23 protein-coding genes are annotated in these 24,510 nt (G+C 66.3%); 7 read left to right on the forward strand and 16 right to left on the reverse strand.

From position 1 onward, the window contains the following. The first annotated feature begins 121 nt into the window (after positions 1–121). The 6 genes from ACFQDH_RS18100 to fabG all read left to right on the forward strand — a co-directional run bounded on the left by ACFQDH_RS18100 (position 122) and on the right by fabG (position 5,873). A complete protein-coding gene (locus ACFQDH_RS18100) occupies positions 122–1,042 on the forward strand; it encodes a universal stress protein (protein ID WP_382403780.1) in 921 nt (306 codons plus the stop codon). A 231-nt stretch (positions 1,043–1,273) separates the two neighbouring features. Beyond that, positions 1,274–1,555 (forward strand): hypothetical protein, encoded by a 282-nt coding sequence (locus tag ACFQDH_RS18105; protein ID WP_382403781.1) that lies wholly within the window; start codon positions 1,274–1,276, stop codon positions 1,553–1,555. Between the two features lie 119 nt (positions 1,556–1,674). After that, positions 1,675–2,619 carry a Dyp-type peroxidase gene (locus ACFQDH_RS18110; RefSeq protein WP_382403782.1) on the forward strand — a complete coding sequence of 315 codons (945 nt, stop codon included), beginning with the start codon at positions 1,675–1,677 and terminating at the stop codon, positions 2,617–2,619. Positions 2,620–2,809: 190 nt separating this feature from the next. Continuing rightward, complete coding sequence (locus tag ACFQDH_RS18115; RefSeq protein WP_382403783.1) at positions 2,810–3,931, forward strand: ABC transporter substrate-binding protein; 1,122 nt, start codon at positions 2,810–2,812, stop codon at positions 3,929–3,931. Between the two features lie 60 nt (positions 3,932–3,991). Next, positions 3,992–5,137 (forward strand): acyl-CoA dehydrogenase family protein, encoded by a 1,146-nt coding sequence (locus ACFQDH_RS18120; protein ID WP_382403784.1) that lies wholly within the window; start codon positions 3,992–3,994, stop codon positions 5,135–5,137. Then, positions 5,121–5,873, forward strand: coding sequence for a 3-oxoacyl-ACP reductase FabG (fabG, locus tag ACFQDH_RS18125; protein WP_382403785.1), 753 nt, complete (start codon positions 5,121–5,123; stop codon positions 5,871–5,873). The genes ACFQDH_RS18120 and fabG overlap by 17 nt, the downstream gene beginning before the upstream one ends. Before the next feature lie 71 nt (positions 5,874–5,944). Here fabG and ACFQDH_RS18130 read toward each other — a convergent pair whose 3' ends face one another. The 16 genes from ACFQDH_RS18130 to ACFQDH_RS18205 all read right to left on the reverse strand — a co-directional run bounded on the left by ACFQDH_RS18130 (position 5,945) and on the right by ACFQDH_RS18205 (position 23,323). Further along, positions 5,945–7,171 carry an acetyl-CoA C-acetyltransferase gene (locus tag ACFQDH_RS18130; RefSeq protein WP_382403786.1) on the reverse strand — a complete coding sequence of 409 codons (1,227 nt, stop codon included), beginning with the start codon at positions 7,169–7,171 and terminating at the stop codon, positions 5,945–5,947. Between the two features lie 37 nt (positions 7,172–7,208). Further along, a complete protein-coding gene (locus ACFQDH_RS18135) occupies positions 7,209–7,970 on the reverse strand; it encodes an SDR family NAD(P)-dependent oxidoreductase (protein WP_382403787.1) in 762 nt (253 codons plus the stop codon). Then, positions 7,967–9,202, reverse strand: a complete 1,236-nt coding sequence (locus ACFQDH_RS18140) for an acyl-CoA dehydrogenase family protein (protein WP_382403788.1) — start codon at positions 9,200–9,202, stop codon at positions 7,967–7,969. Before ACFQDH_RS18140 ends, ACFQDH_RS18135 begins: the two co-directional genes overlap by 4 nt. Continuing rightward, the gene (locus ACFQDH_RS18145; protein WP_382403789.1) at positions 9,202–10,245 is read right to left on the reverse strand and encodes a phosphotransferase family protein; all 1,044 of its coding nucleotides are present in this window, start codon (positions 10,243–10,245) and stop codon (positions 9,202–9,204) included. The genes ACFQDH_RS18140 and ACFQDH_RS18145 overlap by 1 nt, the downstream gene beginning before the upstream one ends. Then, on the reverse strand, positions 10,235–11,257 hold the full coding sequence (locus ACFQDH_RS18150; protein WP_382403790.1) for an NADPH:quinone oxidoreductase family protein: 1,023 nt from the start codon (positions 11,255–11,257) through the stop codon (positions 10,235–10,237). Before ACFQDH_RS18150 ends, ACFQDH_RS18145 begins: the two co-directional genes overlap by 11 nt. Next, positions 11,254–11,475: a biotin/lipoyl-binding carrier protein gene (locus tag ACFQDH_RS18155; RefSeq protein WP_382403791.1), complete on the reverse strand. Its 222-nt coding sequence runs from the start codon at positions 11,473–11,475 to the stop codon at positions 11,254–11,256. The genes ACFQDH_RS18150 and ACFQDH_RS18155 overlap by 4 nt, the downstream gene beginning before the upstream one ends. 48 nt (positions 11,476–11,523) lie before the next feature. Continuing rightward, the gene (locus tag ACFQDH_RS18160; RefSeq protein WP_382403792.1) at positions 11,524–11,745 is read right to left on the reverse strand and encodes an acyl-CoA carboxylase biotin carboxyl carrier protein subunit; all 222 of its coding nucleotides are present in this window, start codon (positions 11,743–11,745) and stop codon (positions 11,524–11,526) included. A gap of 45 nt (positions 11,746–11,790) precedes the next feature. Beyond that, positions 11,791–13,140: an acetyl-CoA carboxylase biotin carboxylase subunit gene (locus ACFQDH_RS18165; protein WP_382403793.1), complete on the reverse strand. Its 1,350-nt coding sequence runs from the start codon at positions 13,138–13,140 to the stop codon at positions 11,791–11,793. A 14-nt stretch (positions 13,141–13,154) separates the two neighbouring features. Beyond that, entirely contained in the window at positions 13,155–14,684 is a 1,530-nt protein-coding gene (locus tag ACFQDH_RS18170; RefSeq protein ID WP_382403794.1) for an acyl-CoA carboxylase subunit beta, read from the reverse strand. Continuing rightward, complete coding sequence (locus tag ACFQDH_RS18175) at positions 14,684–16,885, reverse strand: acetate--CoA ligase family protein (RefSeq protein ID WP_382403795.1); 2,202 nt, start codon at positions 16,883–16,885, stop codon at positions 14,684–14,686. The genes ACFQDH_RS18170 and ACFQDH_RS18175 overlap by 1 nt, the downstream gene beginning before the upstream one ends. A 139-nt stretch (positions 16,886–17,024) precedes the next feature. Next, entirely contained in the window at positions 17,025–17,921 is an 897-nt protein-coding gene (locus tag ACFQDH_RS18180; RefSeq protein ID WP_382403796.1) for a LysR family transcriptional regulator, read from the reverse strand. Between the two features lie 39 nt (positions 17,922–17,960). Next, entirely contained in the window at positions 17,961–18,779 is an 819-nt protein-coding gene (locus tag ACFQDH_RS18185; protein ID WP_382403797.1) for an SDR family NAD(P)-dependent oxidoreductase, read from the reverse strand. Further along, positions 18,766–19,605, reverse strand: coding sequence for an alpha/beta fold hydrolase (locus ACFQDH_RS18190; protein ID WP_382403798.1), 840 nt, complete (start codon positions 19,603–19,605; stop codon positions 18,766–18,768). The genes ACFQDH_RS18185 and ACFQDH_RS18190 overlap by 14 nt, the downstream gene beginning before the upstream one ends. 65 nt (positions 19,606–19,670) lie before the next feature. Then, positions 19,671–21,578, reverse strand: a complete 1,908-nt coding sequence (locus ACFQDH_RS18195) for a flavin-containing monooxygenase (RefSeq protein ID WP_382403799.1) — start codon at positions 21,576–21,578, stop codon at positions 19,671–19,673. A gap of 49 nt (positions 21,579–21,627) precedes the next feature. After that, positions 21,628–22,455 carry an alpha/beta fold hydrolase gene (locus ACFQDH_RS18200; RefSeq protein WP_382403800.1) on the reverse strand — a complete coding sequence of 276 codons (828 nt, stop codon included), beginning with the start codon at positions 22,453–22,455 and terminating at the stop codon, positions 21,628–21,630. Continuing rightward, positions 22,448–23,323: an ABC transporter ATP-binding protein gene (locus tag ACFQDH_RS18205; RefSeq protein ID WP_382403801.1), complete on the reverse strand. Its 876-nt coding sequence runs from the start codon at positions 23,321–23,323 to the stop codon at positions 22,448–22,450. The genes ACFQDH_RS18200 and ACFQDH_RS18205 overlap by 8 nt, the downstream gene beginning before the upstream one ends. A 306-nt stretch (positions 23,324–23,629) precedes the next feature. Between ACFQDH_RS18205 and ACFQDH_RS18210 the strand changes: the two genes are divergently transcribed. Continuing rightward, positions 23,630–24,487: an SDR family NAD(P)-dependent oxidoreductase gene (locus ACFQDH_RS18210; protein ID WP_382403802.1), complete on the forward strand. Its 858-nt coding sequence runs from the start codon at positions 23,630–23,632 to the stop codon at positions 24,485–24,487. The last annotated feature ends 23 nt before the right edge of the window (positions 24,488–24,510 follow it).

A 24,510-nucleotide genomic window follows, 5' to 3' on the forward strand; every position in this document is an offset into this window, starting at 1 on the left:
ACTAGGACCTGCAGGCAGCTCGTGAACAGGCTTCGGGACCTTTGGCCCTCGTCGCCGCGGACCGGTCGGCCGATCCTGAAGTCACACAGCACCCACCGGTGCGCGACCGAGGAGGCCTTCCATGACAAGTCACATCCCCAACAACGCCGTGGTCGTTGGTGTCGACGGATCCCAAGAAGGCTGGCACGCCCTGCGGTGGGGCGCCGACCGCGCCGAGCAGGCGAACCACCCGTTGCACATTTTGCACGCCGAGGGGACGTTGTTCTCCGGCTACGCCTCGACGGAGAACGTCGAGCCGATCGACAACATCTGCGATGAGGCATTCGGCATCGTGGTGAAGCACCACCCAGGACTTCCCGTCACGTGGTCGCAACCGGCCGAGTCGCCGACGCTCGCCCTTGTCGACGCATCAAGCGCGGCCAGTGAGATCGTGCTCGGCACGAAAGGCTCCGGCGCGGTCCGCGGTGCCGTCCTGGGCTCGGTGACGACACGAGTCTCTGTTGCAGCCCACTGTCCTGTGCTGATCGTGCGCGCAGCCGTCACCGACCGCCAGGCGGACGGGCCGGTCGTCGTCGGTGTCGATCTGCGGCCCGACGGGGTCGCGGCGCTCGACTTCGCTTTCGCCGAAGCCGACCGCCGCGGTGTCGGACTGGTCGCCGTCTTGTGCTGGCAACTGGACCGATTGGACTTCGCCAGCGGCATCCCCATGCCCGGTGGTGACGTGAAAGCAGCCCACCAGTACCACCAGGCGCACCTGAACAAGGGACTCGCCCGACTCGGCTCGCAGTATCCGGATGTGAAGGTCACCACGCGCGTGGAGTGTGCCCCCACTGCCGGCGCACTTGTCGAGCACAGCGCCCACGCCTCGCTGCTGGTCGTGGGAACCCGAGGACACCGGGAAGTCGCCGGACTCGTCCTGGGGACGGTCAGCCAGCGCGTCATACGCCGGGCTCTGTGCCCGGTTGCGGTGGTGGCGCACCCGCCCATGGAGCACGCCGGCAGCGACGCCGGCCGCAGTGACCCGACCCACACCTCTGCGTAAGCGTGCGCGCGGACGAGTCGGCTCGGTGTGAGGCTCGGTCATCCACAGGTTGTCCGCAGTCCGAGCTTCCGAATCGCCGCAGTCGAGGCGACCCTCACCGGCCCAGATCGACTGGAGCAGACATCTTCGCCCAGCCCCTGAGAGTGCACACACCACTGCTGTGGCCTTCCTGCACTTCACCGCTGCGGGTCCGTTCGCCGGCTTCGACAAGGACATTGCCGCGGCTTCAGCATGATGAGCGCGCGCTTCGAGGAATGCACCTTCCTCAACTGCCGCTGGGAAGGACACTTCGCGCACGACGCCGACCTCGTCCACTGCGAGTTCATCGGCCGGATGAACGGATGCGTGTGGTTTCGACATGGCGGGCAGGCCGGCAGTCAGCGCAGGAACATCGTCCGTGGCAACGACTTCAAGCGGACCCAGTTCACCGACAACGTCGTCTGGCCCTTCGGGTTCCCGATCTCTGAGCGGGCCTGGCCCGACGACTTCACCCCGCATATCGACGTTCCGTAAACGCAGCACCGGACACCAGAAGTTGGCACGCACCCTGCCGGACGAGCGAGCGAGTAGCCCCGACCTGCAGGGTGTTTCGCGTTGTATGGCGGCAGGCAGCAATGTCCTAGCCTGAGCACATGAGCCAGGTCGAGAGCCCACAGCCACAAGACGTCGCCAAGCCGCTCAGTCAGTCGGCGGCCTTCCTGGTGCTGACGATCAACGACGGCGAGGACGCGACGCGGACCGCCCGCTCGGTGGTCGCGAGCACCGACGATCTCGTCAAGAACGTGCGGATCCGGTCCGCCGAGAACTTCTTCAGCTGCAACGTAGGCATCGGCCATCGGGTCTGGGATCGCCTCACCGGCAAACCGGCTCCCAAGGAGCTCAAGCCCTTTGCCGAGATCAAGGGTGCCAAGCACACAGCTGTGGCAACGCCAGGGGATCTGTTGTTCCACCTGCGAGCCGACAACCTGGGCCTGATCGTCGAGTTCGAGCGGATGCTGCTGGAGGCATTCGGCACTTCGGTGAGTGCAGTCGACGACGTCGCCGGCTTCCGGTACTTCGACACTCGTGACCTGCTCGAATTCGTCGACGGCACCGCGAACGCGAGCGGTCCCGACGCGGAGCACGACACGATCGTCGGAGCGGAGGACCCGGCATACGCCGGCGGCAGTTACGTCGTCACCCAGAAGTACCTGCACGACCTGGGCGATTGGCGCAGTCAGTCGACCGAGGCGCAGGAGGCCATCATCGGCCGGACCAAGTTCGACAACGTCGAGTTGCCCGACGCCGGCGACGATCAGCAGAAGGCGCACAAGACGCTGTGCACGATCGAGGACGAGGACGGCGAGCACGACATTCTGCGCGACAACATGCCGTTCGCCATACCTGGCAAGGGCGAATACGGCACCTACTTCATCGGCTACTCCCGGCACCTGTGGGTGATCGAGAAGATGCTCGAGCGCATGTTCGTCGGTGCCCCACCGCCACTGCACGACCGGATCCTCGACTTCTCGACCGCGGTCACCGGCTCGACCTTCTTCGTGCCGTCCCGACAGTTCATCACCGACCTCGAGACCTGAGAACGGCTGCTCGAGCCACGGTCGGCCTGACCCGACTATCACCGCAATAGGAGTCGCGACCAGTGCGAATCCTCTTTCTGGCCATACGCTTTCGCTGGTCCACCTGAACGGCGAAGCCAGCCGGGTCTGGTCCACGCCAAGTATGTCGAGTGCGGACCTGGATCTGCACGGTCCATCAGTCAGGAGCGCCATGACCCGCGGCCGCATGCCGAGTTCCCACCCATCCCGAATCCCGTCGCTCGACTGGGACCGTCGGTCAATCCTGAGGGGGACCGGACTGGGCCTCGGGGCCGCTGCCGCTGGATCCATCCTGGCCGCATGCGGGGGCAACGACCACAGCGCGGCAGGGTCTGCCGGCGCGACGAAGTTTCCGATCGCGACAGCGCCCGGTGATACCTACTTCCTCGACGCAGTCGACAAGTCACAGGGCCTCTACGAAGGACACCATCTCGACGTTCCGAAGTTCATCTACCCGACCAGCGGGGTGCAAGGCATGCAGCTGCTCAGCGGCGGAACCATCAACGGCGGCGCGCAGGACATGCTCCTCACCATCGAGGCGTTCGCGCACTCACGCCCGGGTGAGCGGCCGGTCGTCGTCGGCGTCCGTTACCCGGAGCCGATCAACTCCATCGTGGTTGCGAAAGGGCACAACTGGCCGGCGCAGGACGCCAGCTTCAAGGAGAAGATGGCAAGCCTGCGCGGAAAGCGCGTCGGGGTCACCGCGATCGGGGCGGGCGCCGACCTGCAGTTGCGGCTGGCCCTGAGCGCCGCCGGGATGTCGAACGACGACGTCACACATCTCGCGGTCGGCCAGGCGACACCGGCGATCGCGCAGATGCAGGGCGGGCGCATCGACGCGTATGTCGGCATCTCCTATGTGACCAGCCGGATGATGGTGTCCGAGGCCGGCGGCCGCATCATGGTCGACTTCACGGACGCAGAGGTCCCGAACGTCCTGAACAAGCAGGTGGTCTACGCGATCTGCGTGCGCGAGAAGTTCGCGCAGACCAACCGGGCGGCTGCACAGAATTGGCTCGCCGCGCAGTGGGCGGCGAAGACCTGGATCACCGAACATCAAGCAGCCGCAGCGAAAGAACTCAACACCGGCAGCTTCAATGGCAAAGCTGCGACCGAATCGACAGCGTTCGTCAAGCATTTCACCGACGTACTGGTGCCCAAGATGAACCCGATGTTCGGCGTGACCCGAGAGAGCATCGACCGGATGATCGCCATCGCGGAGCGACTGGGTCTGGTCAAGACCGGATCCGTCACCTTCGAGCGGCTCGTCCCGGACTTCGCCCGCGCGACATGACCGGTCACTGCAGCCGCTGACCAGCCAATTGCTCGCCACGAGAATCACGCAGGAGTTGTGATGCACAGGACCGTCTACACGGACGACCACGAAGAGTTCCGCTCCGCAGTCCAAGAGTTCGTACGACGTGAGGTCCTCCCCCACGTCGAGAAGTGGGCGGACGCCAAGGCCATCCCACGAGAGTTCTGGCAGGCGGCCGGACGGCAAGGACTCCTCGGACTCGAGATCCCGGTTGAACACGGCGGAACAGGAGCCGAGGACTTCCGCTTCAACGCCGTGCTGATGGAAGAGCTCGCCGCGGTGAACATGGCGCTCCCATCGTGTGTCGGCATCCACGCCGACATCGTTCCGCCATACCTGACTGAGCTGGCCACCCCGGAAGTGCGCACGACCTGGCTGCCCCGACTGGCATCGGGCGATGGGGTCGCCGCCATCGCGATGACCGAACCCAGCGCCGGGTCCGACCTGGCTGCGCTGCGCACGACCGCTACCGCGGAAGGCGACGACTTCGTCCTCAACGGTTCCAAGACCTACATCACCAACGGGTATGGCGCGGACCTGGTCATCGTGGCCGCCCGCACGACGCCGAACTCGAGGGCCAAGGGAATATCGCTATTCGCGGTGCCGACCGACATCCCCGGCTTCAGTCGAGGCCGCAAGCTGGACAAGGTCGGACAACCCGAATCCGACACTGCTGAGCTGTTTTTCGACAACGTCCGTGTCCCGGCCTCCCACCTGATAGGCGAGCGTGACAAGGGCTTCGGACACATGATGACCTGGCTGCCGCAGGAGCGGATCTCGGCGGCGGTCACCAACCTGGCTCATGCTCGCCAGATCCTGGACGAGACCATCGACTTCGCCAAGGACCGCACCGCATTCGGCCAATCGATCGGCAACTTCCAGGCCAACAAGTTCCTGCTCGCGGAACTGGCCACCAAGGTCGAAGTCACCCAGGCGTATGTCGACCAGTGCGTGCTGGCGCACAGCGGTCGGCAGCTGACACCCACCGACGCCGCCAAGGCGAAGTGGTGGACCGCCGAGGTCCAGAACTCCGTCCTCGACCACTGTCTACAACTGCACGGCGGCGCCGGATACATGAACGAATACCGGGTCGCCCGAGCCTGGCGCGACGCACGTGTCACCAAGATCTGGGCAGGATCCAACGAGATCATGAAGGAGCTGGTCGGACGTGACCTCGGCCTCTGACAGCAACATCGCCTTCGACTTCACCGGGCGCTCGGTCATCGTCACCGGCGCCGCGCGCGGCATCGGCCGAGAGATCGCCAGGGCGTTCGCCGCAGCGCACGCCGACGTGTTCGTGGTCGACTTCGACGGTGCCGCCGCGGCGGCGACGGCCGACGAGATCGGCGCGCAGCCGATCAGGGCCGACGTCTCGTCGACCCCGGACGTGGACGCCGCGGTCCGGCAGGTCGTCGACCGGACCGGTCGTGTCGACGTCGTGGTCAACAACGCCGGCATCCTGCGCGACACCGTGCTGTGGAAGATGACCGACGAACAATGGGACACCGTGCTCGCGGTGCACGCGGGCGGTACGTTCCGGATGACCCGTGCGGCCGTTCCCGTCATGCGCGCCCAGGGCCACGGGCGGATCGTCAACGTCACGTCATACACGGGTTTGCACGGCAACATCGGCCAGGCCAACTACGCGACCGCCAAGGCGGGCATCATCGGGTTCACCCGCACCGCTGCCAAGGAACTCGCCCGGTTCGGAATCACCGTCAACGCGATCTCGCCGAATGCCGAGACCGACATGGTCGCGTCCATACCCGAGGACAAGCGCCAGGAACTCATCGCCGCCATACCCGCGGGCCGCTTCGGTGACCCCTCGGAAATGGTCGCCGCCGTCAGCTTCCTGGCCAGCGCGGAAGCCGGCTACGTGACCGGTGTCGTCCTCCCTGTCGATGGTGGCCTGTCGATCTGAACCGGCTGCGCCACAAGGGTTTCCACGCATGAGAAGGGCCGGCGGAAGTCCGCCGGCCCTTCTCGGGTGGTTCAGCTGAGACGCTCGAAGATGATCGCCATACCCTGTCCCCCGCCGACGCACATGGTCTCGAGACCGAACTGACCGTCGCGCTCCTGCAGACCGTGCAGCAAGGTCGTGGCGATACGGGCGCCGGTCGAGCCGAACGGGTGACCCAGAGCAATCGCACCGCCGTGGACGTTCAGCCGGTCGAGGTCGATGCCGAGCTCCCGGTATGACGGAATGACCTGCGCCGCGAACGCCTCGTTGATCTCGACCAGATCGATGTCCGAGATCGTCATACCTGCCTTGGCGAGGGCCCGGCGACTGGCCTGCACCGGACCAAGACCCATGATCTCCGGCGACAACGCGCTTGCGGCCGTGGCCACCACCCGGGCGATCGGCTGCAGGCCCAGCTCAGCGGCCTTGGTGTCGCTCATCAGCACCAGCGCGGCGGCGCCGTCGTTCAGCGGACACGCATTACCGGCCGTGACCGTCCCGTCCTCGCGGAACACCGTACGCAGACCCGACAGCGTCTCGACCGTCGTCCCGGCGCGGGGTCCGTCGTCGGTGGACACGACCGTGCCGTCGGCCTTGGTGAACGGCACAATCTCGCGGTCGAAGAACCCGTCGGCAATTGCCTTTTCCGCCAATTGCTGTGAGCGAGCAGCGAATTCGTCCTGCTCGGCGCGGCTGATCCCGCGCTGGGTCGCGACGTTCTCAGCGGTCTGACCCATCGAGATGTAGACATCCGGCAGCGACCCTTCGGCACGCGGATCCGTCCACTTCGCGTTCGTTGCGGCGAGCCTGGCCGTGCGCTGTTCCGCGGATGCGAAGAGCGGGTTGTGGAAGTTCTGGTCGCCCGATCCGACGCCGCCCTCGGAGCGTGGATAGCGGGAGACGCACTCCACTCCCGCGGAAACGAAGATCTCGCCGTCACCGGACTTGATGGCGTTGGCGGCCATCCGGGTCGTCTGGACGCTGGAAGCACACGCGCGATTCACCGTCGAGCCAGGCACGGTGTCCAGTCCCAGCTGGACTGCCACCCGGCGGGCGATGTTCTCCGACTGCTCGCCGCTGTGCTCCCACGCCCCGAGGTAGAGGTCCTCGATGGTCGTCGGATCGAGAGACGGAACGGATGCGAGTGCGGCTCCGATCACGTGTGCTGCCAGGTCATCCGGGCGGACGTCGGCAAGTGAGCCCTTGAAGGCTCGGCCGATGGGTGAACGGGCGGTGGCGACGATTACTGCTTCGGTCATGCTGGTGTGCTCCTTCGTCGAAATCTGCTGGAGTTGATCAAGTGAGCGTCACGCCGCCATCGACGGCGATGGTTTGCCCGACGACGTACCCAGCGGCATCCGAGGCAAGCCACACTGCAGTCGCGGCGAGTTCCTCGGGGTCGCCGACCCGCCCGAGCACGATCCGCTCGCTCATCTTCTCCAGGTAGCCCGGCTGATAGTTGTCGGTCATCTCCGAAGAGAAGAAGCCGGGTGCGATCGCGTTGACCCGGATGCCTTTGCGGCCACCCCATTGCTGCGCGAGATCCCTTGTCAGACCTATGATTCCGGCCTTGCTCGAGGCGTATGCCGCCTGCGGGAGCCCGGCCGTTGTCAGACCGAGGATGCTGGAGATGTTCACGATCGCGCTGCCGGGCGTCATACGAGCGCCACACGCCTGCGCGGCCCAATACGAGCCGTTCAAGTTGATGTCCACGACTCGCCGGAATTCCTCCGGTGTCTCCCGGGACGCCGGCACCGCCGTGCCCACACCGGCGTTGTTGACCAGTATGTCGAGGCGACCGAATTCCTCCGTGGCGGCCGCCGCCAGGCGTTCGCAGTCCTCGGGCAGGACGATGTCGGTGGTGACGCACAATGCGCGCCTACCCGTCGAGCGCACCAGCTCGGCGGTCTGCTCCAACCGATCCGCGCGACGCGCGGCGAGAACGACGTCCGCGCCGGCCTCGGCGAAGCCGCGCGCGAAGGCCACGCCGAGCCCGGACGATGCACCGGTGACGACGGCTACTCGGCCGTCGAGCCGAAACCTGTTGAGGACGCTCATGACTCGTTTGCACGCTCAGCGGCCTGGCGTTGGAGCTCCCGGCGGGCCAGTGAGTTCTTGTGGACCTCGTCCGGGCCGTCGGCGAAACGCAGAGTCCGGGTGTGGGCGTAGGCCGACGCCAGGAAGAAGTCCTGGGACAGCCCACCGGCGCCGTGGACCTGGATCGCCTTGTCGAGGATCCACTCGACAGCCGCCGGCGTCGCGATCTTGATCGCCTGGATCTCTGTATGTGCGCCCTTGTTGCCGACGGTGTCCATCAGCCACGCCGTCTTGAGCACCAACAGCCGCAGCTGCTCGACCCGGACCCGTGACTCGGCGATCCAGTCGCGAATGACGCCCTGTTCGCTGAGCGGCCGGCCGAATGCCACTCGCTCCTCGGCGCGCGCACACATCATCGAGATCGCCCGCTCCGCCGTGCCGATGGCTCGCATGCAGTGATGGATCCGCCCCGGGCCGAGCCGTGCCTGAGCGATCGCGAACCCGTCACCCTCGTTGCCGATCAGGTTGCTTGCCGGCACCCGGACATCGGTGAAGGAGACTTCGGCGTGGCCACCGTTGTGGTGATCGTCGTAGCCGAAGACCGTCAGGTCACGCTCGACGGTCAAACCGGGGGTATCACGCGGCACCAGGACCATGCTCTGCTGGCGATGCCGCGGCGCCGTGGGATCGGTTTTACCCATCACGATGAAGATCTTCGCGTGCGGGTTCATCGCGCCCGTGATGAACCACTTGCGCCCGTTGATCACGTAATCGTCCCCATCGCGGACGATCGACGTGGCGATGTTGGTCGCGTCCGAGGACGCCACAGCCGGCTCGGTCATCGCGAACGACGAGCGGATCCGTCCGTCCAGCAACGGCTCCAGCCAGTCCAGCTTCTGCTGCTCGGTGCCGAACATCGACAACAACTCCATGTTGCCGGTGTCCGGTGCGGAACAGTTCATCGCCTGCGGAGCCAGCGTGCTGCTGCGGCCGGTGATCTCCGCCAACGGCGCGTATTGCAGGTTCGTCAGTCCGGCGCCCTCCGAGCCAGGAAGGAAGAGGTTCCACAATCCGCGTCGTCTGGCCTCGTCCTTCAACCCACGCATCACCGGCAGGTCCGAAGAAGCGAAACGGTCTGCCGCGTCTGCCGATTCGTGCTCAAACACCGACTCGGCCGGGTAGACGTGCGACTCCATGAAGTCGAGCAGATTCTTGCGCAGACTCTCGACCTGCGGGTCGGTCTCGAAGTTCATCAGGTGTACTCCTTCAGTGTGCCGAGGCCGAGTTCGAGCAACATCGGCACGCTGTCGCCGGCGCCCTCGAACCCGGCTCCGACCGTTTGTCCGTGGGTATGGCGGAAGCGGATGCCTTCGCCGATCGCGGCGAGCTTGAAACAGGCCAACCCGAGATGGAATCCGAAGCCGGTGACATCGATGCCGCTGGAATCCTGGTACTCCTGCAGGATCTCCGGCTCGCTGAGGTAGCCGGGTGCGAGCGTCACGTCGTACGTCGCCGGATCGGTCCCGCTCTCGTCGGCGACGAGACGCGCCCGGCGCTGGTAGACGAGCATCAGGGCGAGATCGAGCCGCGGGTCTCCCAGCGTCGCCATCTCCCAGTCGATCACGGCGGCAGGTCGGTCGTGGGTATCCATCAGCACGTTGTCCAGGCGGAAGTCACCGTGCACGATCCCGGATGGCGCCGACTCCGGAACCGCAGCAGCGAGTGCGTCATACAGGACATCGGCCAGTGGCAGGTCGCGCGTACGGGACTTGTCCAGTTGGCCTTTCCAGCGCGCCACCTGCCGGCCCAGGAACCCGTCGGGACGCCCGAAGTCGCCGAGGCCGACGCTCTCGGGATCGACCTGGTGCAACAGGGCAAGCGCCCGGACCAGTTCGACGCAGATGCCTCGAGTGCGCGCCTCGCCGAGACGGCGCAACTCGTCGGCGTAGCGGTAGGGCACTCCCTCGACCCGTTCCATCACGTAGAAGGACGTTCCGATGACCTCGTCGTCGGAGCAGAACGCGATCATTGCGGGCACTGGAACACTCGTGTGGCGCAGTGCATCGGCCACGCGATACTCCCGGCGCATGTCGTGCGCGGTGGCCAGCACATGGCCGAGCGGGGCACGGCGCACGATCCACCGGTGTTGCCCGTCGGTGACGTCATACGTCAGGTTCGATTTACCGCCCTCGATGAGGTCGGCCCGCAGCGGTCCGGCAACCGGTGTCACCCGCTGGCCGACCAGCCAGTCCGAGAGCCGGTCGAGGTCGAGACCGGGCGGTGGATCAGTCGCCATCGGCGACCATCACAACGCGGCCGACGGTCTCCCCGTCGGCGAGCCGTTGGAGTGCTGCGGGCACACCGTCGATCGAGAACTGCTCGCTCACGAACGGGTCGATGGCACCGGCGTCGGCCAGCCGACACAGCTCTTCGTGACAGTCGTCGACCGCCTGCGGATTCTTGGAATTGTAGAGACCCCAATGGATTCCGAGGATCGCGTAGTTTTTGACGAGGGCGTGGTTGAGCTTGGCGCTCTGGATCTCGCCACCGGCGAACCCGACCACCAGGATGCGTCCCTCGAACGCGATGCATTTGGTCGACCGCTGGTAGACGTCACCACCCACCGGATCGAAGACCACATCGGCGCCGCGACCGTCGGTCGCGTCCTTCACCACTTCGACGAAGTCTTCGCTGCGGCGATCGACGACCAGATCGGCGCCGAGCTGCCTCGCGTAGTCGGCCTTCGCCGCACCACCGACGACACCGATGACCCGCGCGCCGGCCGCCTTGCCGAGTTGTATGGCGGCACTGCCGACGCCACCCGCTGCGGCGTGCACCAGCAGGGTCTCGCCGGACTGGATCCGCGCAAGGCGGTGCAGACCGAACCACCCGGTCTGGTAGCCGATGAAAAGGCAGGATGCCTGGGCGTCGGTCAACGATGCGGGAGCCTGGTGGACCAGTTGCTGGTCCATCAAGGCAAATTCGCCGAAGCCTCCCGTGGGAAGCGTCGTCAGGCCGAGGATTCGGTCGCCGACGGTGGCGCGGGTGGTTCCGGGTCCGACCGAGACGACGTCGGCACAGATCTCCCGGCCCGGGGTGAAGGGCAGCTCCGGACGCACCTGATATTCACCGCGGCACATCAAGACGTCGGGGAAGTTGGCGGCAGCAGCGCGAACCCGCACGGCGACCTGGCCCTCCCCCGGCACCGGAACGTCCTGAGCGGTCAGCTCCAGCACGTCACGCGGTTCACCGAGGCGTGGCACCGACCACGCCTTCGCCGCGGCGCTCGTTCCTGTTGTCGCGCTCATTCTGCCTCCACGTCGAAAAGCGGTTGCCCTGACGTGATGTGGTCGCCCTCGGCGACATACACCTTCAGCACGGTTCCGGTGGACTCGGCGAGCACCGGGATTTCCATCTTCATCGACTCGAGAATCATCATCGGGTCGTCCTCCTCGACGTGATCGCCCTGCGCCACCAGGATCTTCCAGACACTGGCGGCCATTTCGGCCTGGATCGTCTCGGCCATCTCAGCTCTCCTTCGGACATTTGGTTTTCGCTGCGTGCTGCACGTTGCTCACTCGATCACGACGTCGACCAGAGGTTGGCCGGGACCGACCGTGTCGCCTTCTGCCACATGGACTGCGACGACGACTCCGTCACCTGTTGACAGCACCCGGACCGGTAGCTTCATCGACTCGAGAACGACCATCGGGTCGGCCTCCGAGACGCCGTCTCCAGGGGCGACCAGCACCTCCCGGACCTGACCGGTCACCTCTGCCTGAAATGTCTCCGCCATCGGGTCTCCTCCCCTTCGAACCAGCTCTACTCGTGGATCACGGCACTAGCCGGCCTTGACGTTCGCCACGATGTTGGTGTCATAGGTGCCGCTCGCGAACTCCTCCGACGCAAGCAACTTGCTCAGGAAGGGAACGTTCGTCTGCAGCGGACCGACGACCAGATCGCCGAGCGCAGCCCGCGCCCGCTCGATGGCCTCGACCCGATCCGCGCCATGCACGCAGATCTTCGCGATCATCGGGTCGAAGTACGACGTAACCTCCGACCCGGCGCAGTAGCCCGCGTCCACCCGCACGCCCGGGCCTGACGGTTCGACCCATTCGTCGATCGGCCCGGGACTGGGAAAGAATCGCACCGGGTCCTCCGCGCACACTCGAATCTCGATCGCGTGCCCGTGCGGTTCCGGCGCGAATTCCTCTGTCACCCGGCCTGTTTGGGCGATGCTGAGTTGTTGCTCGACAAGGTCGACTCCCTGCACCAGCTCGGTCACCGGGTGCTCGACCTGGATACGCGTGTTCATCTCAAGGAACACGAAGTCACCGGTCAGCGTGTCCAGCAGGAACTCCACCGTCCCGGCATTGAGATAGCCCACGGCCGACGCCGCACGAACGGCGGCCTCCTGCATCCGGTCGCGGACCTGCGGATCAAGGTTCGCGGCCGGCGACTCCTCCACCAGCTTCTGGTGCCGGCGCTGCGTCGAGCAGTCACGCTCGCCGAGTGTCACGATCGTGCCGTCGGCAGTGCCCAGCACCTGCACCTCGATGTGGCGTGCGTTGGCCACGAAGCGCTCCACGAACACGCGATCGGACCCGAAACTGCGGACCGCCATCGACTGGGTGCTCTCGAATGCCTTGCGCAGGGCCGCCTCGTCGCGGGCGACCGCCATACCGATGCCACCGCCCCCGCCGGACGCCTTGACCATCACGGGGTAGCCGATGCGCTGCGCTTCACTGACCGCCTCGTCGGCATCGGCGAGGGCCTCGCCGGGTTCGCCACTGACTGGCACCCCGGCTGCTGCGACCACCGCGCGCGAAGTCACCTTGTCACCCATCTGGGCGATGGCCTCGGGCGACGGACCGACCCAGAGCAGGCCTGCGGCCGCGACGCTCCGAGCGAAATCGGCGTTCTCGGCGAGGAATCCGTAACCAGGATGTATGGCGGTGGCGCCGGCCGCCAACGCGGCCGCGATGATCTGTTCACCGTCCAGGTAGGCCCGCACCGGTGACTCGCCGGTGAGCTCAACGGCGCGATCGGCCTCGGACACGAACGGCAGCCCTGCGTCGACCAGGTGATGGGCCGCGATGGCCTCGACGCCCAGCCGGCGCGCGGTGCGGATGATCCGGCGCGCGATCTCGCCACGGTTCGCGACCAGGACACTCTTCGGAAATTTCGCCATGCTTCTCTCCGTCATCAGAAACTCGTGGGCCAACTGCTGAGCAGGTGATCGCCAACGCCATTGGTGCGGCTCAACGCGTTGTCGCGCAGTGCCGTGAGAATGAACTGGCGGCTGTCCGCGGGGTCGATGACGTCTTGGACGCCATACACCCGCGCGACGTCATACGCCGTGGACTCCTTCGACATCTCCGCGAGCCGGCGTTCGTATTCGTCGGGTTCGGTCTCGGGGTCGATGCCGTGCACGACGCTCACTGCCGAGCGCGGGTCCATGAAGCTGACCTCGGCGGACCACCAGGCGGCGGTCGCGTCGGCCGTGAAGGCACCGCCCATGTTGACGTAGGCCTGCCCGTAGTTCTTGCGCAGCATGAGCGTGACCTTCGGGACGGTGGCCAGCGACAGCGCGTTCATCCAGTTGATGACCTTGCCGACGATCTTGTTGCGCTCGGCTTCGATGCCGATGAGGAATCCCGGCTGGTCGACGAGAAAGACGATCGGGATGTTGTAGGAGTCGCACAACACGATGAAGCTGGTGGCCTTCTCCGCTGCCGCGACGTCGACGGCTCCGCCCTTGAACAGCGGGTTGCTCGCGATGAATCCGACGCTCTGGCCGTTGATCCGTGCCAGTGAGGTGACCAGTGACTTGCCGAACTGGGCCTTGATCGGGAACACCGATCCTTCGTCAGCAATGACCTCGATGATCTTGCGGACGTCATAGACCGTGGTGCGTGACTCCGGCACGAGCGAATTCAGCTCGGCACTGCGCTCGCCCGAGCCGGGCGTCACCGGCGCAACAGGCGGCGCTTCACCGTTGTGTGACGGCAGGTAGCTGAGGAACTGTCTGACCAGACCGATCGCTTCTTCGTCGGTGGACGCGACTGCGTCCGCGAAACCGGTGATCGTCGCGTGGTGCTTCCAGCCGCCGAGTTCCTCCCGGTCGACGGCGTGTCCGGTAGCGCGTTCTACGAGTCCCGGACTCGAGACCGCCATCATCGCGCCCTTGCGGAAGACCGCGAAGTCGGAGCTGACCGTGTGCCAAGCAGCTGAGCCGAACGAATAGCCGAAAACGGCTGATGCCCATGGGCTTTCGCGACGGCGCAGGAAGCGCGCCTTGTCGTTCGCCGAGCCGAGCCCGGTGCCACCCATGACGTCAGGCATGCGTACCCCGGTGGACTCGGCGAGGTAGACCAGCGGCATTCCACGAGCCGCGAGCTCCTTCATGTGCCCCATCTTCTTGTTGCTGGTGGCGCTGCTCGAGGCGCCTTTGACGGTGAAGTCGTAGGCGATCACCGCTGCCCGGCGGGCGTCGATGTCGCCGGTCCCGGTGACCTTCCCGTCGGCCGGGGTCTTGTCCTTGTCCTCGTCGCGGGGCGAGGTCGCGAAGAGTCCGGTCTCGGCGAACGTTCCCTCGTCGAACAGCAGGGCGACGCGCTCACGCGCGTTGAGGTCGCCCCTCGCGGCACGCTCCTTGAGCTTGCGTTCGCCACCCATCGCCAACGCAGCGCTGCGCCGCTCCTCGTGCATCTCGGAATAGGTCAGATCGGTCATCAGGAGGTCGCCTTTCGTGCGGTGAAGTCGTGGTGGTCCAGGAGCGCCCGCGCGGCAATGGCGGCGTCCTCGAACTCGGGGAATGCCGGTATGCCCCACTCGCTCGCACGGCGGGCGTAGCCGCGGATCTCCTCATCGATGTCCGGCTTGCCGTCGCCCTTGAGCACGAGCAGATGACGGGTGCCGCTGTCGAACTTGTCCCGTGTCCGGGCGATGCTGTCGATGATCGTTCCGGTGACGTCGCCGAAACGGTGTGCCAGGTTGCGCTGAATGATTCCGACGTTGAGATGGGTGATCACGTATGCCGGATCGGACGAGCTGAGGACCGCGGTGAGGATGTCCTCGGTGACGGCACCGCCGCGGACGGCAAGCGTGCCGGCCGGGGTATCGATCGGATTGACCAGACCACAGCCGGGCGGCAGGCCGAGCGAATCGAGTGCGGCAATCGTCTCCTCCGGCAGCCGTGGTGTCGCCAGGCCACGGCGGGCCAGGGCGTCGGCCGCCAGGACGCTCGCGCCACCGCCGTTACCGAACAGCACCACGTCGTGGTTCCAGGGGCCATCGGACAGGTCGAAACTGTCGAAGGCCAGCAGCACGTTGAGGAAGTCCTCGAGGGAGTCCGCGAGAACCATGCCGGCCTGCCGGGCGAGCGCCGGCCACAGCCGGTGGTTGCCCGTCAACGCGCCGGTGTGGGTCGTGGCGGCTCGTGAACCCTCGTCGGTCCGCCCACCGGCGAGCAGGACGACCGGCTTGGTGTCTGCTCGTTCCTGCAACACGTCGAGGACGGCGCGCGCGTTGTCCAGCGACTCGAGGTAGAGGCCGACGACCTGAATCTCCGGGTCATCGAGAAAGTGCTGCACCAGCTCGGCCGCGGTCACGTCGGCGCCGTTGCCGATGGAGGTGACGCTGTGGAAAGCGACCCCACGGGCCGACCCGAGCCGCAGGATGTCGACGGACAAGCCACCACTCTGTGAGATGACCGCGACGCGACCGGGCTCGAACGGTGCGTCCGGGATGAACCCGAGCCGGGCACGAGAAGAGTGGGTGCCAAGGCAGTTCGGACCGAGCAAGCGGATACCACGAGAACGCATCGTCGTGACCAGGTCCGCCTCGAGTTGAACACCGTCCTCGATCTCGGCGAAGCCGCTCGAAATGACCTGTGCGAACCGCACATTCGCACCTTCCACGGAAAGCGCCGGGGTGACACTGGCCGCGGGCAGCGCCACGAAGGCATAGTCGACGACTCCGTCCACATGCCCGAGCGAGCTCGTTGCCGGCAGCCCCTCCACCGTGTCCGCCGAGGGGTGGATCGGCAGGATGCGACCGGCATACCCGCCGGCGACGAGGTTCTTGATGAACATGTTGGCGACATTGGACTTGGTGGCGCTGGCACCGAGGACCGCGACGGTCTGAGGGTCGAACAGCGCAGAGAAATCGGTGGTGGCCGGGGCCGTGCGGGCCGGTCGCTCGCCAGCCGTGTCGGCGCCGCCGACGACGAACCGCGCGTCCACCGCGACCGCACCGGACGTCGACACGATGACGGGGTTGAGGTCGATCTCGGTCACCTCGTCAGGCATTGCGGCGAGCAGCCCATCAGCGCCGGCCAGCCGAACCACGAGGGCCACCAGTGCGTCCACATCCAGCGGCTCGGCACCACGTGCGCCCTCCAGCAGCGGCATGCCCTGCAGCTCACGCAGCATCGCCCGCACCTGTTGCGACGTCAGAGGTGCAACTCCGAAGGCTACGTCCGCGAGCACCTCGATGAACACGCCGCCGAGCCCCACCATGACCGTCCAGCCCAGCCCCGGGGTGCGAACCGCACCCACCGCGACCTCCTGGCCCGCAGCAGCCATTTCCTCGACCAGGAAACGTTCAATCCGGTGACCGTGCTCGGCCAGCTCTTCCGACATCTGCTGGGCGGTGGCGGGCAGTTCGGCCGCGCGGAGTCCGACACGGACACCGCCGGCGTCGGACTTGTGCACCAGGGTCGGGGACACGGCCTTGAGCACCAGTGGTTCGTCCAGCCCGGCGGCAGTTGCGAGGACGTCGTTGCCGGCATGGCCGTACGGGACGGCGATCCCGAAGTCACGCAGCACTGCCTTCGCCTCGGGCTCGGGGACGACCTGACCGCCGGACGATCGTACGGACTGGATGGCCGCCCGCAGCATCGCGGCGGAACGGGGCGCGGCATCGTGGGACAAAACAGACCTCGATCGGACATCGGCTTCGTTTGCCGAACGGCGAATGGACTGCTCGAAGCCTGTCGTGTGAGGTCTGCGCAAGATAGAGCAAGAAGGATGGAGCCGCGATTCGAAACCGCTATCGGACGCGCTGCGCTTCTTACCGGTTCGGGCTCTCCCGGATGAGGCGGAGCAGAGTCTGCACCACGACGCTGCGCTGTTCGTCGCGGCGTACCGCCACCGACAAGGTCGCTCGAGCCCACGGCTCGTTGATCGGGACGAGGACAACGCCATTGCCGCTGACCGTCGACGGTGCGAGCGAGTTCGCGATCGAGATTCCGACGCCGGCACGCACCATCCGCTGAGCGGTCTCGGCGCCGTCGGCCTCGAAGACCACGTTGGCCTCGATCCCGGAGATGAGCTTCTCGAACGCAACGCGCAGGATGCTGCCCTTGGTGAAGAAGATCAGCGGTTCGCCGCTGAGCTCGGCCACGTCGAGGGACTCGACCTGCGCGAGTCGGTGATCTTGGGGAACGCACAGGACCAGTCGCCCACTCATCAGGTCCGAGTACGCGAGCCGGTCGTCGTCCTCGTGGCTCTCATCCATGCTCAGCCGGATCAGCAGCCCCAGGTCGAAGTGCCCGCCGATGACACCCCGGCGGACCATGGTCGATCCTCCGGCCGCAACCTCGAACCGGATGTTCGGATGCTCGTCACGCAACCGTTTCACCACGTCCGGGAGAATCAGCATGTTGCCGGTCGCGACCGTGCCGATGCGCACGCTGCCGACCTTCATGCCCTCGATCGCGCTGGCTTCCTGCCGCAGCAGATCTTCGGCACGGATGGCGGCCTGGGCATGCGGCAGGAGCCGCTGCGCGGCATACGTCGGCAGCACGCCTTGCGCGCCACGAACGACGAGCACAACGCCGAGGTCTTCCTCCAGACGTTGCACCTGGGTGGTGATCGTGGGCTGGGAGACTCCCAACTCCTTGGCGGCCTGACGGAACGAGCCGGTCCGGAGTGCCGCCTCGAGATAGCGGAGCTGCTCGAACCTCACCGGTACCCCTTATCGGTCGCGTGTCGTATGTCGCCCTGCCTAGGTAGCCAGGTCGTCCAGGCCGGTGGAGTCGACACTGGTCGCCCCACCCTCAACCGGAATCGTAGCCCCCGTGATGTAGCCGGCGGCCGTGCTGAGGAGGAATGCGACAACGGCGGCGACCTCGTAGGGCTGCCCCAGCCGCCCGAGCATCGGTCGCGCACCGAGTTGCGTTGCCAGATCGGGAGACTGGCTGACGCGCGGAGACAGGAAGAGCCCGGGCGCCACCGCATTGACCCGGATTCCACGGTGCCCGTACTCCGCAGCAAGTTGCTTGACCCAGATCTGCAACGCTGCCTTGGCCGGCCCATAGCCCGGGGCGGTGCGGCCGGAGTGTGACCCCATCACGCTCGAGACGTGCACGATGGAGCCTCCGTCCCGGACGAGCGGTGCGAGCCGTTGCCCGGCCAGGAAGGCGTGCGTCAGGTTCACCCGGAAATCGCGTTCCCACTCGGCGAGGGTGAACTCCGGAAGCGGCTTGCGCTGCATCTGCCCGATGACGTCGACATACCCGTCAAGGCCGCCTGCCGGCGCGGTCCACTCACCAGCCCGGTCGACGATCCGGTCGAAGCCGACCTCGGTCGTGGCGTCGGCCACGACATAGGCGCCATGCAGTTCCTCGGCGAGCTCGACGACCGGCCCCTCGGTGATGTCGACACACAGAACCTCGGCTCCCAGTCCAGAGAGTGTGCGTGCGACGTGCTCGCCCACTCCGGCGCCGGCGCCGAGCACCACGTGGTGTTCGCCCTGCAGGCTGAACAGCGCGCCGTGGTCGACCTGCGACGCCGCAACGGCGCGGTTCGGGTCACTCAGCTGCATCGGTGTCCTTGAGGAACGCCGCGATGATCTCCCAGGTCTCGTGCGGATGAGTGATGTTCGGCGCGTGCCGGTAGGGCACCTCAGCAACGGTCACGTCCTGCAGGATGTCCTGCAGATGTTTGGTCCAACCGGCCTCGACGAGCGGGTCCCCGGTGCATTCGAACAACAGAACCGGAGCGGTCGCCGCAGCGAGGTTGGCCGGGTAGGGGTCGGCCGGGCGCTCGACACGCAGCGGTTCTGGTACGGCCGCATGCGGTGCGACGGTGGCCGCGTAGTTGCCCGGCATGCTCGCCCACCGGTAGCGAGCGGCCACCTGCGCCTGAAGTCCTGGGTAGGGGTCGCACAGCAACTCCACGATGCGCTGCAGGTCGGCCTCGGTGCCGTCGAACGCGCCCAGTTGTGCGCTCTCCTTGGTGCGCCAGGGTCCGCCCGTTCCGCTGATCGCGGTCACGGACGAAATGCGCTCTGCCAGAACGGGATCGGTCAGCGCACGCAGCGCGATCGAGCCGCCGAAAGAGTTGCCGACGAGGTGCACCGGGCCGGTGATGCCGAGATGATCCAGCAGCGCGAACAGGTGCGTCGTGCGGAAGGCGAAGGGCGACTGGTCGAGTCGCACGGACTTCGCCGACCCACCGAAACCGAGCAGATCCGGTGCGACGACGCGGTAGTCGGTCGCCGCCAGCGCGGCCACCTCACCCCAGGTCACGTCGCTGCTGGCACCCCACGCGCCGTCGTGCAGGAAGACGACGACCGGCGCGTCATCCGGGCCACCGGACAGGTAGCGGGTCTCCAGGCCGTTGACGACCACAGTGTTGTCGTTGATCATGTCAATTTCCTTCAATGAGTGGCGAATTCAGCTTCCGCGAGTGGCGCGGCCAGCACGGAGGGTCGTCAGCTGAACTCGTAGTGATCGGGATCGACAGCTTCGGTGCTGTCCAGGTAGCGCTGCGCCGACAGCGGCCACATGATGGTCGAGCGACCTTCGGCGTTCTGATACCAGCTGTGTGTCTTGGACCAGCCCCAGGCACGCTGTGCGCTGGCCTCGGTGATCTCGTCGCGGTAGTCCTCGAACACCTCGGGACGCAAGTTCATCGACCGGTGCCCACCTTCGAGAAGCGTCTTGACGGCGCTCAACAAGTAGACCGACTGGCACTCCATGAAGAAGACCAGGTTGCCGTGAACCACCAGGTTCGTATTGGGCCCGTAGAGGCAGAACAGGTTGGGGAAGTCCGGCAGCGTCATACCCATGTAAGCGCAGGCGTCGATGCCCCAGGTCTCGTGCAGGTCCACTCCCCCGGCGCCGGTCACCTTCATCGGCATCAGGAAGTCCGAGGCCTTGAAGCCGGTCCCGAAGCAGATCACGTCGGCGTCGATGTGCTCGCCGCCACGAGTGATCACCCCGGTCTCGTCGACAGCCGCGACCGCGTCGCTGACCAGGCGCACATTGTCTCGCTTGAGAGTGGCGATCCACGTGCCGTCGTCGCGAATGATCCGCTTGGAGCCCGGCGGGTAGTCGGGAATGATCTGCTCGGCCAGGTCGGGACGGTCGGTCACCTGGTCCTCGAGGTAGGCCGTCAACAGCTTCCGCATCTGCTCGTTCACCGCGGAGACGGCGCGTTCCGTGGGCGGGTACTCCGGGTCGACAGTCACTGCTTCCAACTGACCGATGGCGCGGGGCAGGAAGATCGAGAAGCGGTAGTAGGCGCGATAGGCCGGGACATGGGAGAACAACCAGGCCTCGTGATCCGGGATGTCCTCACGCAGCTCAGGCGTGGGCTTCAACCACGGTGCGCTGCGCTGGAAGACCGTCACCGACGCTGCCTCCCGGGCCACGGCGGGGCCGAACTGCAGAGCGCTGGCGCCGGTGCCGATGACCGCAACGCGCTTTCCGGCGAAGTCCACGGAGTGGTCCCACTCGGCGGAGTGGAAGGCCGGCCCGGCGAAGCGGTCCAGCCCGTCGATGTCGGGCACGGACGGCCGGTTGAGTTGACCGACCGCCGACACCAACACGTTGTAGTCGCGGGACTCCTCGGCTCGATCGCGATCGACTGTGCTGACGGTCCAGGTGGCCAGGTCGTCGTTCCACGACGCTCCGGTGACCTCAACGCCGAACCGGATGTGGTCGAGCAGGCCCTGATCGCTCGCGAACTGCCGCAAGGAGTCGAGGATGACGTGCTGCCGGCTGAAGTACGACGGCCACTCGTAGTCGAGGAAGGAGTAGGAGTAAACGTGGCTGTGCACGTCGGTGCGACAGTCGGGGTAGGTGTTCTCGGTCCAGGTTCCGCCGACGCTGTCGTCCTTCTCCAGAATGACGAACTCGACTCCGGCCTGCTTCATCCGCAAGCCGGCGAGCAGACCGGAGATGCCTGCACCGACGATGGCGACTCGGAAGTTGCGCCCGGGAGCGACCTGGTCCACGGTCCACTGCGGCGCCCGGGGATCGGTGCCGGCCGGGACGAACGCCTGGTGCAGTAGGCCCTGCACCTCGCCGGCGCTCTCGCCCAGGACCCACTCGCCGATGGCGGACATGACGAGCGCGCTGGGGCGTTCGGGCCAGTCCGCCATACCAGCCAGGTGTGGCTCGAGCAGACGCAGGCACAGCTCACGGATCGAGGCGTCGTCCGCGGCGCTCGCGCTGCCGCGCGGCAGCGCCACCGGATCCGGCCGCCACTCCTCGCGCAGGATGCCGGGGTCATCCGTCACGTGCGCGGTGAGCATCAGCAGCGCAGGCGTCTCCGCCGCGGCGATGTGCCGACGCAGTTCGTCAATGGTCGGTGGCTCGACCGGTCGGGATGTCATTGTTCCTACCTTCTGTGCTGCAGTATGGCGCTGGTGCCCGAGCTGGTGATCAGTCGAGGCAGTCCAGGAAATCTCGCAGGTGCGCCGCAACGGACTCGGGGTCGGTGAAGGCCATCAAGTGGCCGCCGGGAACGAAGTGCAGCTCTGCACCGGGAATGGATCCGGCGAGCCGTTCGATCACGGCGCTACCGGTCGAGAGGTCGTCGCGGCCGCCCAACACCAGCGTGGGTGTCCCGACCGGAACCGCAAACTCACCGACCTGGGTCATCGCCGCCAGATAGTCGGCGTGGACCGTCGCGCTGCCGGCCAACAGTTGCTGTTCGGCTCGCCGAGCCTGCGGAAGCAACCGCTGCGGAACCTCGTCCGCCGGACCGAACCAGCGAGCCACCGTCGCTGCGGCGATCGGCGCCATGCCGTTGCGTGCCTCGGCGGCCCGCGCCAGCGCACCCGCGATGGCCGGCTCGTCATACCCGTACGTGGTCGCGGCCAAGCACAACGCGTCGACACGCTCCGGGTAGCTAGCGGCCAGCACCTGAGCGACCATCCCACCCATCGAGATCCCGAAGACAGCACTGGAGCGGGCATCGCACGCGTCGAGGACGGTGATCACGTCTGCTGCGACCCGGCCCAGTGAGACCTCACCGGTAGCGCTGCGACCATGCCCGCGTAGGTCCGGCACGATGAACTGATAGTCGGAACCCATTGCAGTCACGAGGGATTCGAACCACGAGCCGTCCAGACCCAGTGAGTGCAGCAAGGTGACCGGGCGTCGCCCGGCGCCGTGGACTCGGAACGCTATGTCGACCCCGTCGTCCGCCCGGACGGTCTGTGCGGTGCCGAACGTGTCGACCGTCGACCCCCGGGTGGCGTCACTCATTCGCACTGGCCTGCCGCTGCTCCTCGGCACGATTGACTTCTTCGCGAAGTCGCGCCGACAGGTCGTCGAAGTGCGCGGTGAACGCCTCATGGGTCCGCATCTCCTGGGTCCGCGGCCGGGGCAACTGAACCTTGATGTCGGCGACGATGCGCCCGGGGCGGCTCGCCATGAGAATGACGCGGTCGCTGAGCAGGATCGCTTCTTCGAGGTCGTGCGTGACGAAGATGACGGTCGGCCGCTCCTGCTCCCAGAGCTTGATGAACTCCTCCTGCTGCTGGGCGCGAGTCTGCGCGTCGAGGGCTGCGAAGGGCTCGTCCATCAGGATCAGGCGTGGATTCTGGACCAGGGTCCGGGCTATGGCGACCCGCTGACGCATGCCCTGCGACAAACGCAGGATGTCGGAGTTGACGAACTCCTCCAGCCGCACCCGCTGCAACCATTCCTCCGCGCGCTGACGGCGCTCGGCGCGCGGCACTCCGCGCACTTCCAGACCGATCTCGACGTTCCGTCTCGCGCTTCGCCACGGGAGCAAGGCGTCTCGTGCGAACAGGAACGCAGTGTCCTTGCTGGTCCCCTTGACGTCCTTGCCGTCGAGACGGACCGAGCCGGTGCGAGGGGCCAACAGTCCACCGACCATCGACAATGCCGTGGTCTTGCCACATCCGGACGGGCCAACGATGCTCACGAACTCGGACGCGGCAACATTCAGATTGAAATCATCGAGTGCACGCACCGGCTTGTCGTTGTGCAAGAAGCTGTGATTGACCCCGGCGAAGTCGACAGCGAGTCCCGGTCGGCGCTCGGCACCGGACTCTTGCGGAACAGACTGCGAGCTCTCCGACCGGTCCGGAGACTGTGACTTCAGCATCGTTCTCATCGTCCTATATCCCTCTCCCGCGACGCGACGGCGACCCGCGGATACGGGAATTCGTCGAAGTAATGCGGCGACATCCTGGAAGCTAATCCTGAGTAAGTTTCTTGGCAGAATCTCGCACAGTCGTATGCCACAAGATTCGTTCGTTCGGATCGTCATAAACGTAGGTTGACCGCCGAGGGACTGTCAACGGATCACTGGCTGCGACGCGGCTATCGCCCTGATAGAGGTCCCGATCTTGCCGGGCCTCGGCCGCGACGTGATGCTGATCACTCCACTGCATCAGTCGAGAGGACGTCCATGCCTGCCGAGCCAGCCTTCACGACGCAGCCGCAGCCGGCCGCGGAGCGCGCCAACGACGGTTCCGTCACGTTCGATTTCACCGACCGGGTCGTTGTCGTCACCGGCGCTTCGGGTGGGATCGGATCCGCCGTCACGGACATGTTCGCGGCAGCGGGTGCGGACGTCGTCGTCCACGGCCGGAAGGCCGACGTACTGGCCGAGCGTGTCGCTGCGGTCACGGACGCCGGCCGCTCCGCGGTCGCCGTCACCGGCAATATCCGCGAACCCGAGACCGCCGAAGAAATCGTCCGCGTCGCACATGAAAGATTCGGCCGCATCGACATACTCATCAACAATGCGGGTGGAAATTTCGGTGCCCGACTGGAAGACCTTTCAGTCAACGCCTGGAATGCGACGGTTGGTTCGAATCTTTCCGGTGCATTCCATTTGGCGAACGCCTGTTTGCCGTTCTTTCGGGCAGTCGGAGGCGGCTCCATCGTGAATGTGGGCTCCGCCTCCGCCGGATACGCCCACCCGCTCCGCGGCGCCTACGCCGCCTCGAAGGCCGGGCTCGCATCCCTCACTCGCACCATGGCTTGGGAGTGGGCGCAGGACAACATCCGCGTCAACTGCGTCGAGCCCGGCGCGGTCATGACGCCGGCATCCCGCTTCGCTCTGCAGGAGTCGACCGCGGTATCGGTGACCCGATTCGTCGCCATGGGTCGCATCGGCCGACCCGAGGACATCGCTCGGGTCTGCCTCTTCCTGTGTTCCAACGGGGCGAGCTATCTGACCGGCGAGACCATCCGGGTCGCCGGCGGGCCACACACTTCGACTCCAGCGGACGTGGACCTCGTTCGCAATCCCGCTGGGTGATCGACTCCCCCGCGAGCCCTCGC

Source organism: Flexivirga alba (genome assembly GCF_042661025.1).
Lineage (GTDB): Bacteria > Actinomycetota > Actinomycetes > Actinomycetales > Dermatophilaceae > Flexivirga > Flexivirga alba.

Coding starts and splice junctions, on each gene's coding strand:
- ACFQDH_RS18190 (WP_382403798.1), bottom strand. CDS start 19,605: ATGATCAACGACAACACTGTGGTCGTCAACGGCCTGGAGACCCGCTAC.
- ACFQDH_RS18200 (WP_382403800.1), bottom strand. CDS start 22,455: ATGAGTGACGCCACCCGGGGGTCGACGGTCGACACGTTCGGCACCGCA.
- ACFQDH_RS18100 (WP_382403780.1), top strand. CDS start 122: ATGACAAGTCACATCCCCAACAACGCCGTGGTCGTTGGTGTCGACGGA.
- ACFQDH_RS18165 (WP_382403793.1), bottom strand. CDS start 13,140: ATGGCGAAATTTCCGAAGAGTGTCCTGGTCGCGAACCGTGGCGAGATC.
- ACFQDH_RS18210 (WP_382403802.1), top strand. CDS start 23,630: ATGCCTGCCGAGCCAGCCTTCACGACGCAGCCGCAGCCGGCCGCGGAG.
- ACFQDH_RS18155 (WP_382403791.1), bottom strand. CDS start 11,475: ATGGCCGAGACGATCCAGGCCGAAATGGCCGCCAGTGTCTGGAAGATC.
- ACFQDH_RS18160 (WP_382403792.1), bottom strand. CDS start 11,745: ATGGCGGAGACATTTCAGGCAGAGGTGACCGGTCAGGTCCGGGAGGTG.
- ACFQDH_RS18135 (WP_382403787.1), bottom strand. CDS start 7,970: ATGAGCGTCCTCAACAGGTTTCGGCTCGACGGCCGAGTAGCCGTCGTC.
- ACFQDH_RS18150 (WP_382403790.1), bottom strand. CDS start 11,257: ATGAGCGCGACAACAGGAACGAGCGCCGCGGCGAAGGCGTGGTCGGTG.
- ACFQDH_RS18195 (WP_382403799.1), bottom strand. CDS start 21,578: ATGACATCCCGACCGGTCGAGCCACCGACCATTGACGAACTGCGTCGG.
- ACFQDH_RS18130 (WP_382403786.1), bottom strand. CDS start 7,171: ATGACCGAAGCAGTAATCGTCGCCACCGCCCGTTCACCCATCGGCCGA.
- ACFQDH_RS18115 (WP_382403783.1), top strand. CDS start 2,810: ATGACCCGCGGCCGCATGCCGAGTTCCCACCCATCCCGAATCCCGTCG.
- ACFQDH_RS18120 (WP_382403784.1), top strand. CDS start 3,992: ATGCACAGGACCGTCTACACGGACGACCACGAAGAGTTCCGCTCCGCA.
- ACFQDH_RS18140 (WP_382403788.1), bottom strand. CDS start 9,202: ATGAACTTCGAGACCGACCCGCAGGTCGAGAGTCTGCGCAAGAATCTG.
- ACFQDH_RS18110 (WP_382403782.1), top strand. CDS start 1,675: ATGAGCCAGGTCGAGAGCCCACAGCCACAAGACGTCGCCAAGCCGCTC.
- ACFQDH_RS18170 (WP_382403794.1), bottom strand. CDS start 14,684: ATGACCGATCTGACCTATTCCGAGATGCACGAGGAGCGGCGCAGCGCT.
- ACFQDH_RS18105 (WP_382403781.1), top strand. CDS start 1,274: ATGATGAGCGCGCGCTTCGAGGAATGCACCTTCCTCAACTGCCGCTGG.
- ACFQDH_RS18205 (WP_382403801.1), bottom strand. CDS start 23,323: ATGCTGAAGTCACAGTCTCCGGACCGGTCGGAGAGCTCGCAGTCTGTT.
- ACFQDH_RS18145 (WP_382403789.1), bottom strand. CDS start 10,245: ATGGCGACTGATCCACCGCCCGGTCTCGACCTCGACCGGCTCTCGGAC.
- ACFQDH_RS18185 (WP_382403797.1), bottom strand. CDS start 18,779: ATGCAGCTGAGTGACCCGAACCGCGCCGTTGCGGCGTCGCAGGTCGAC.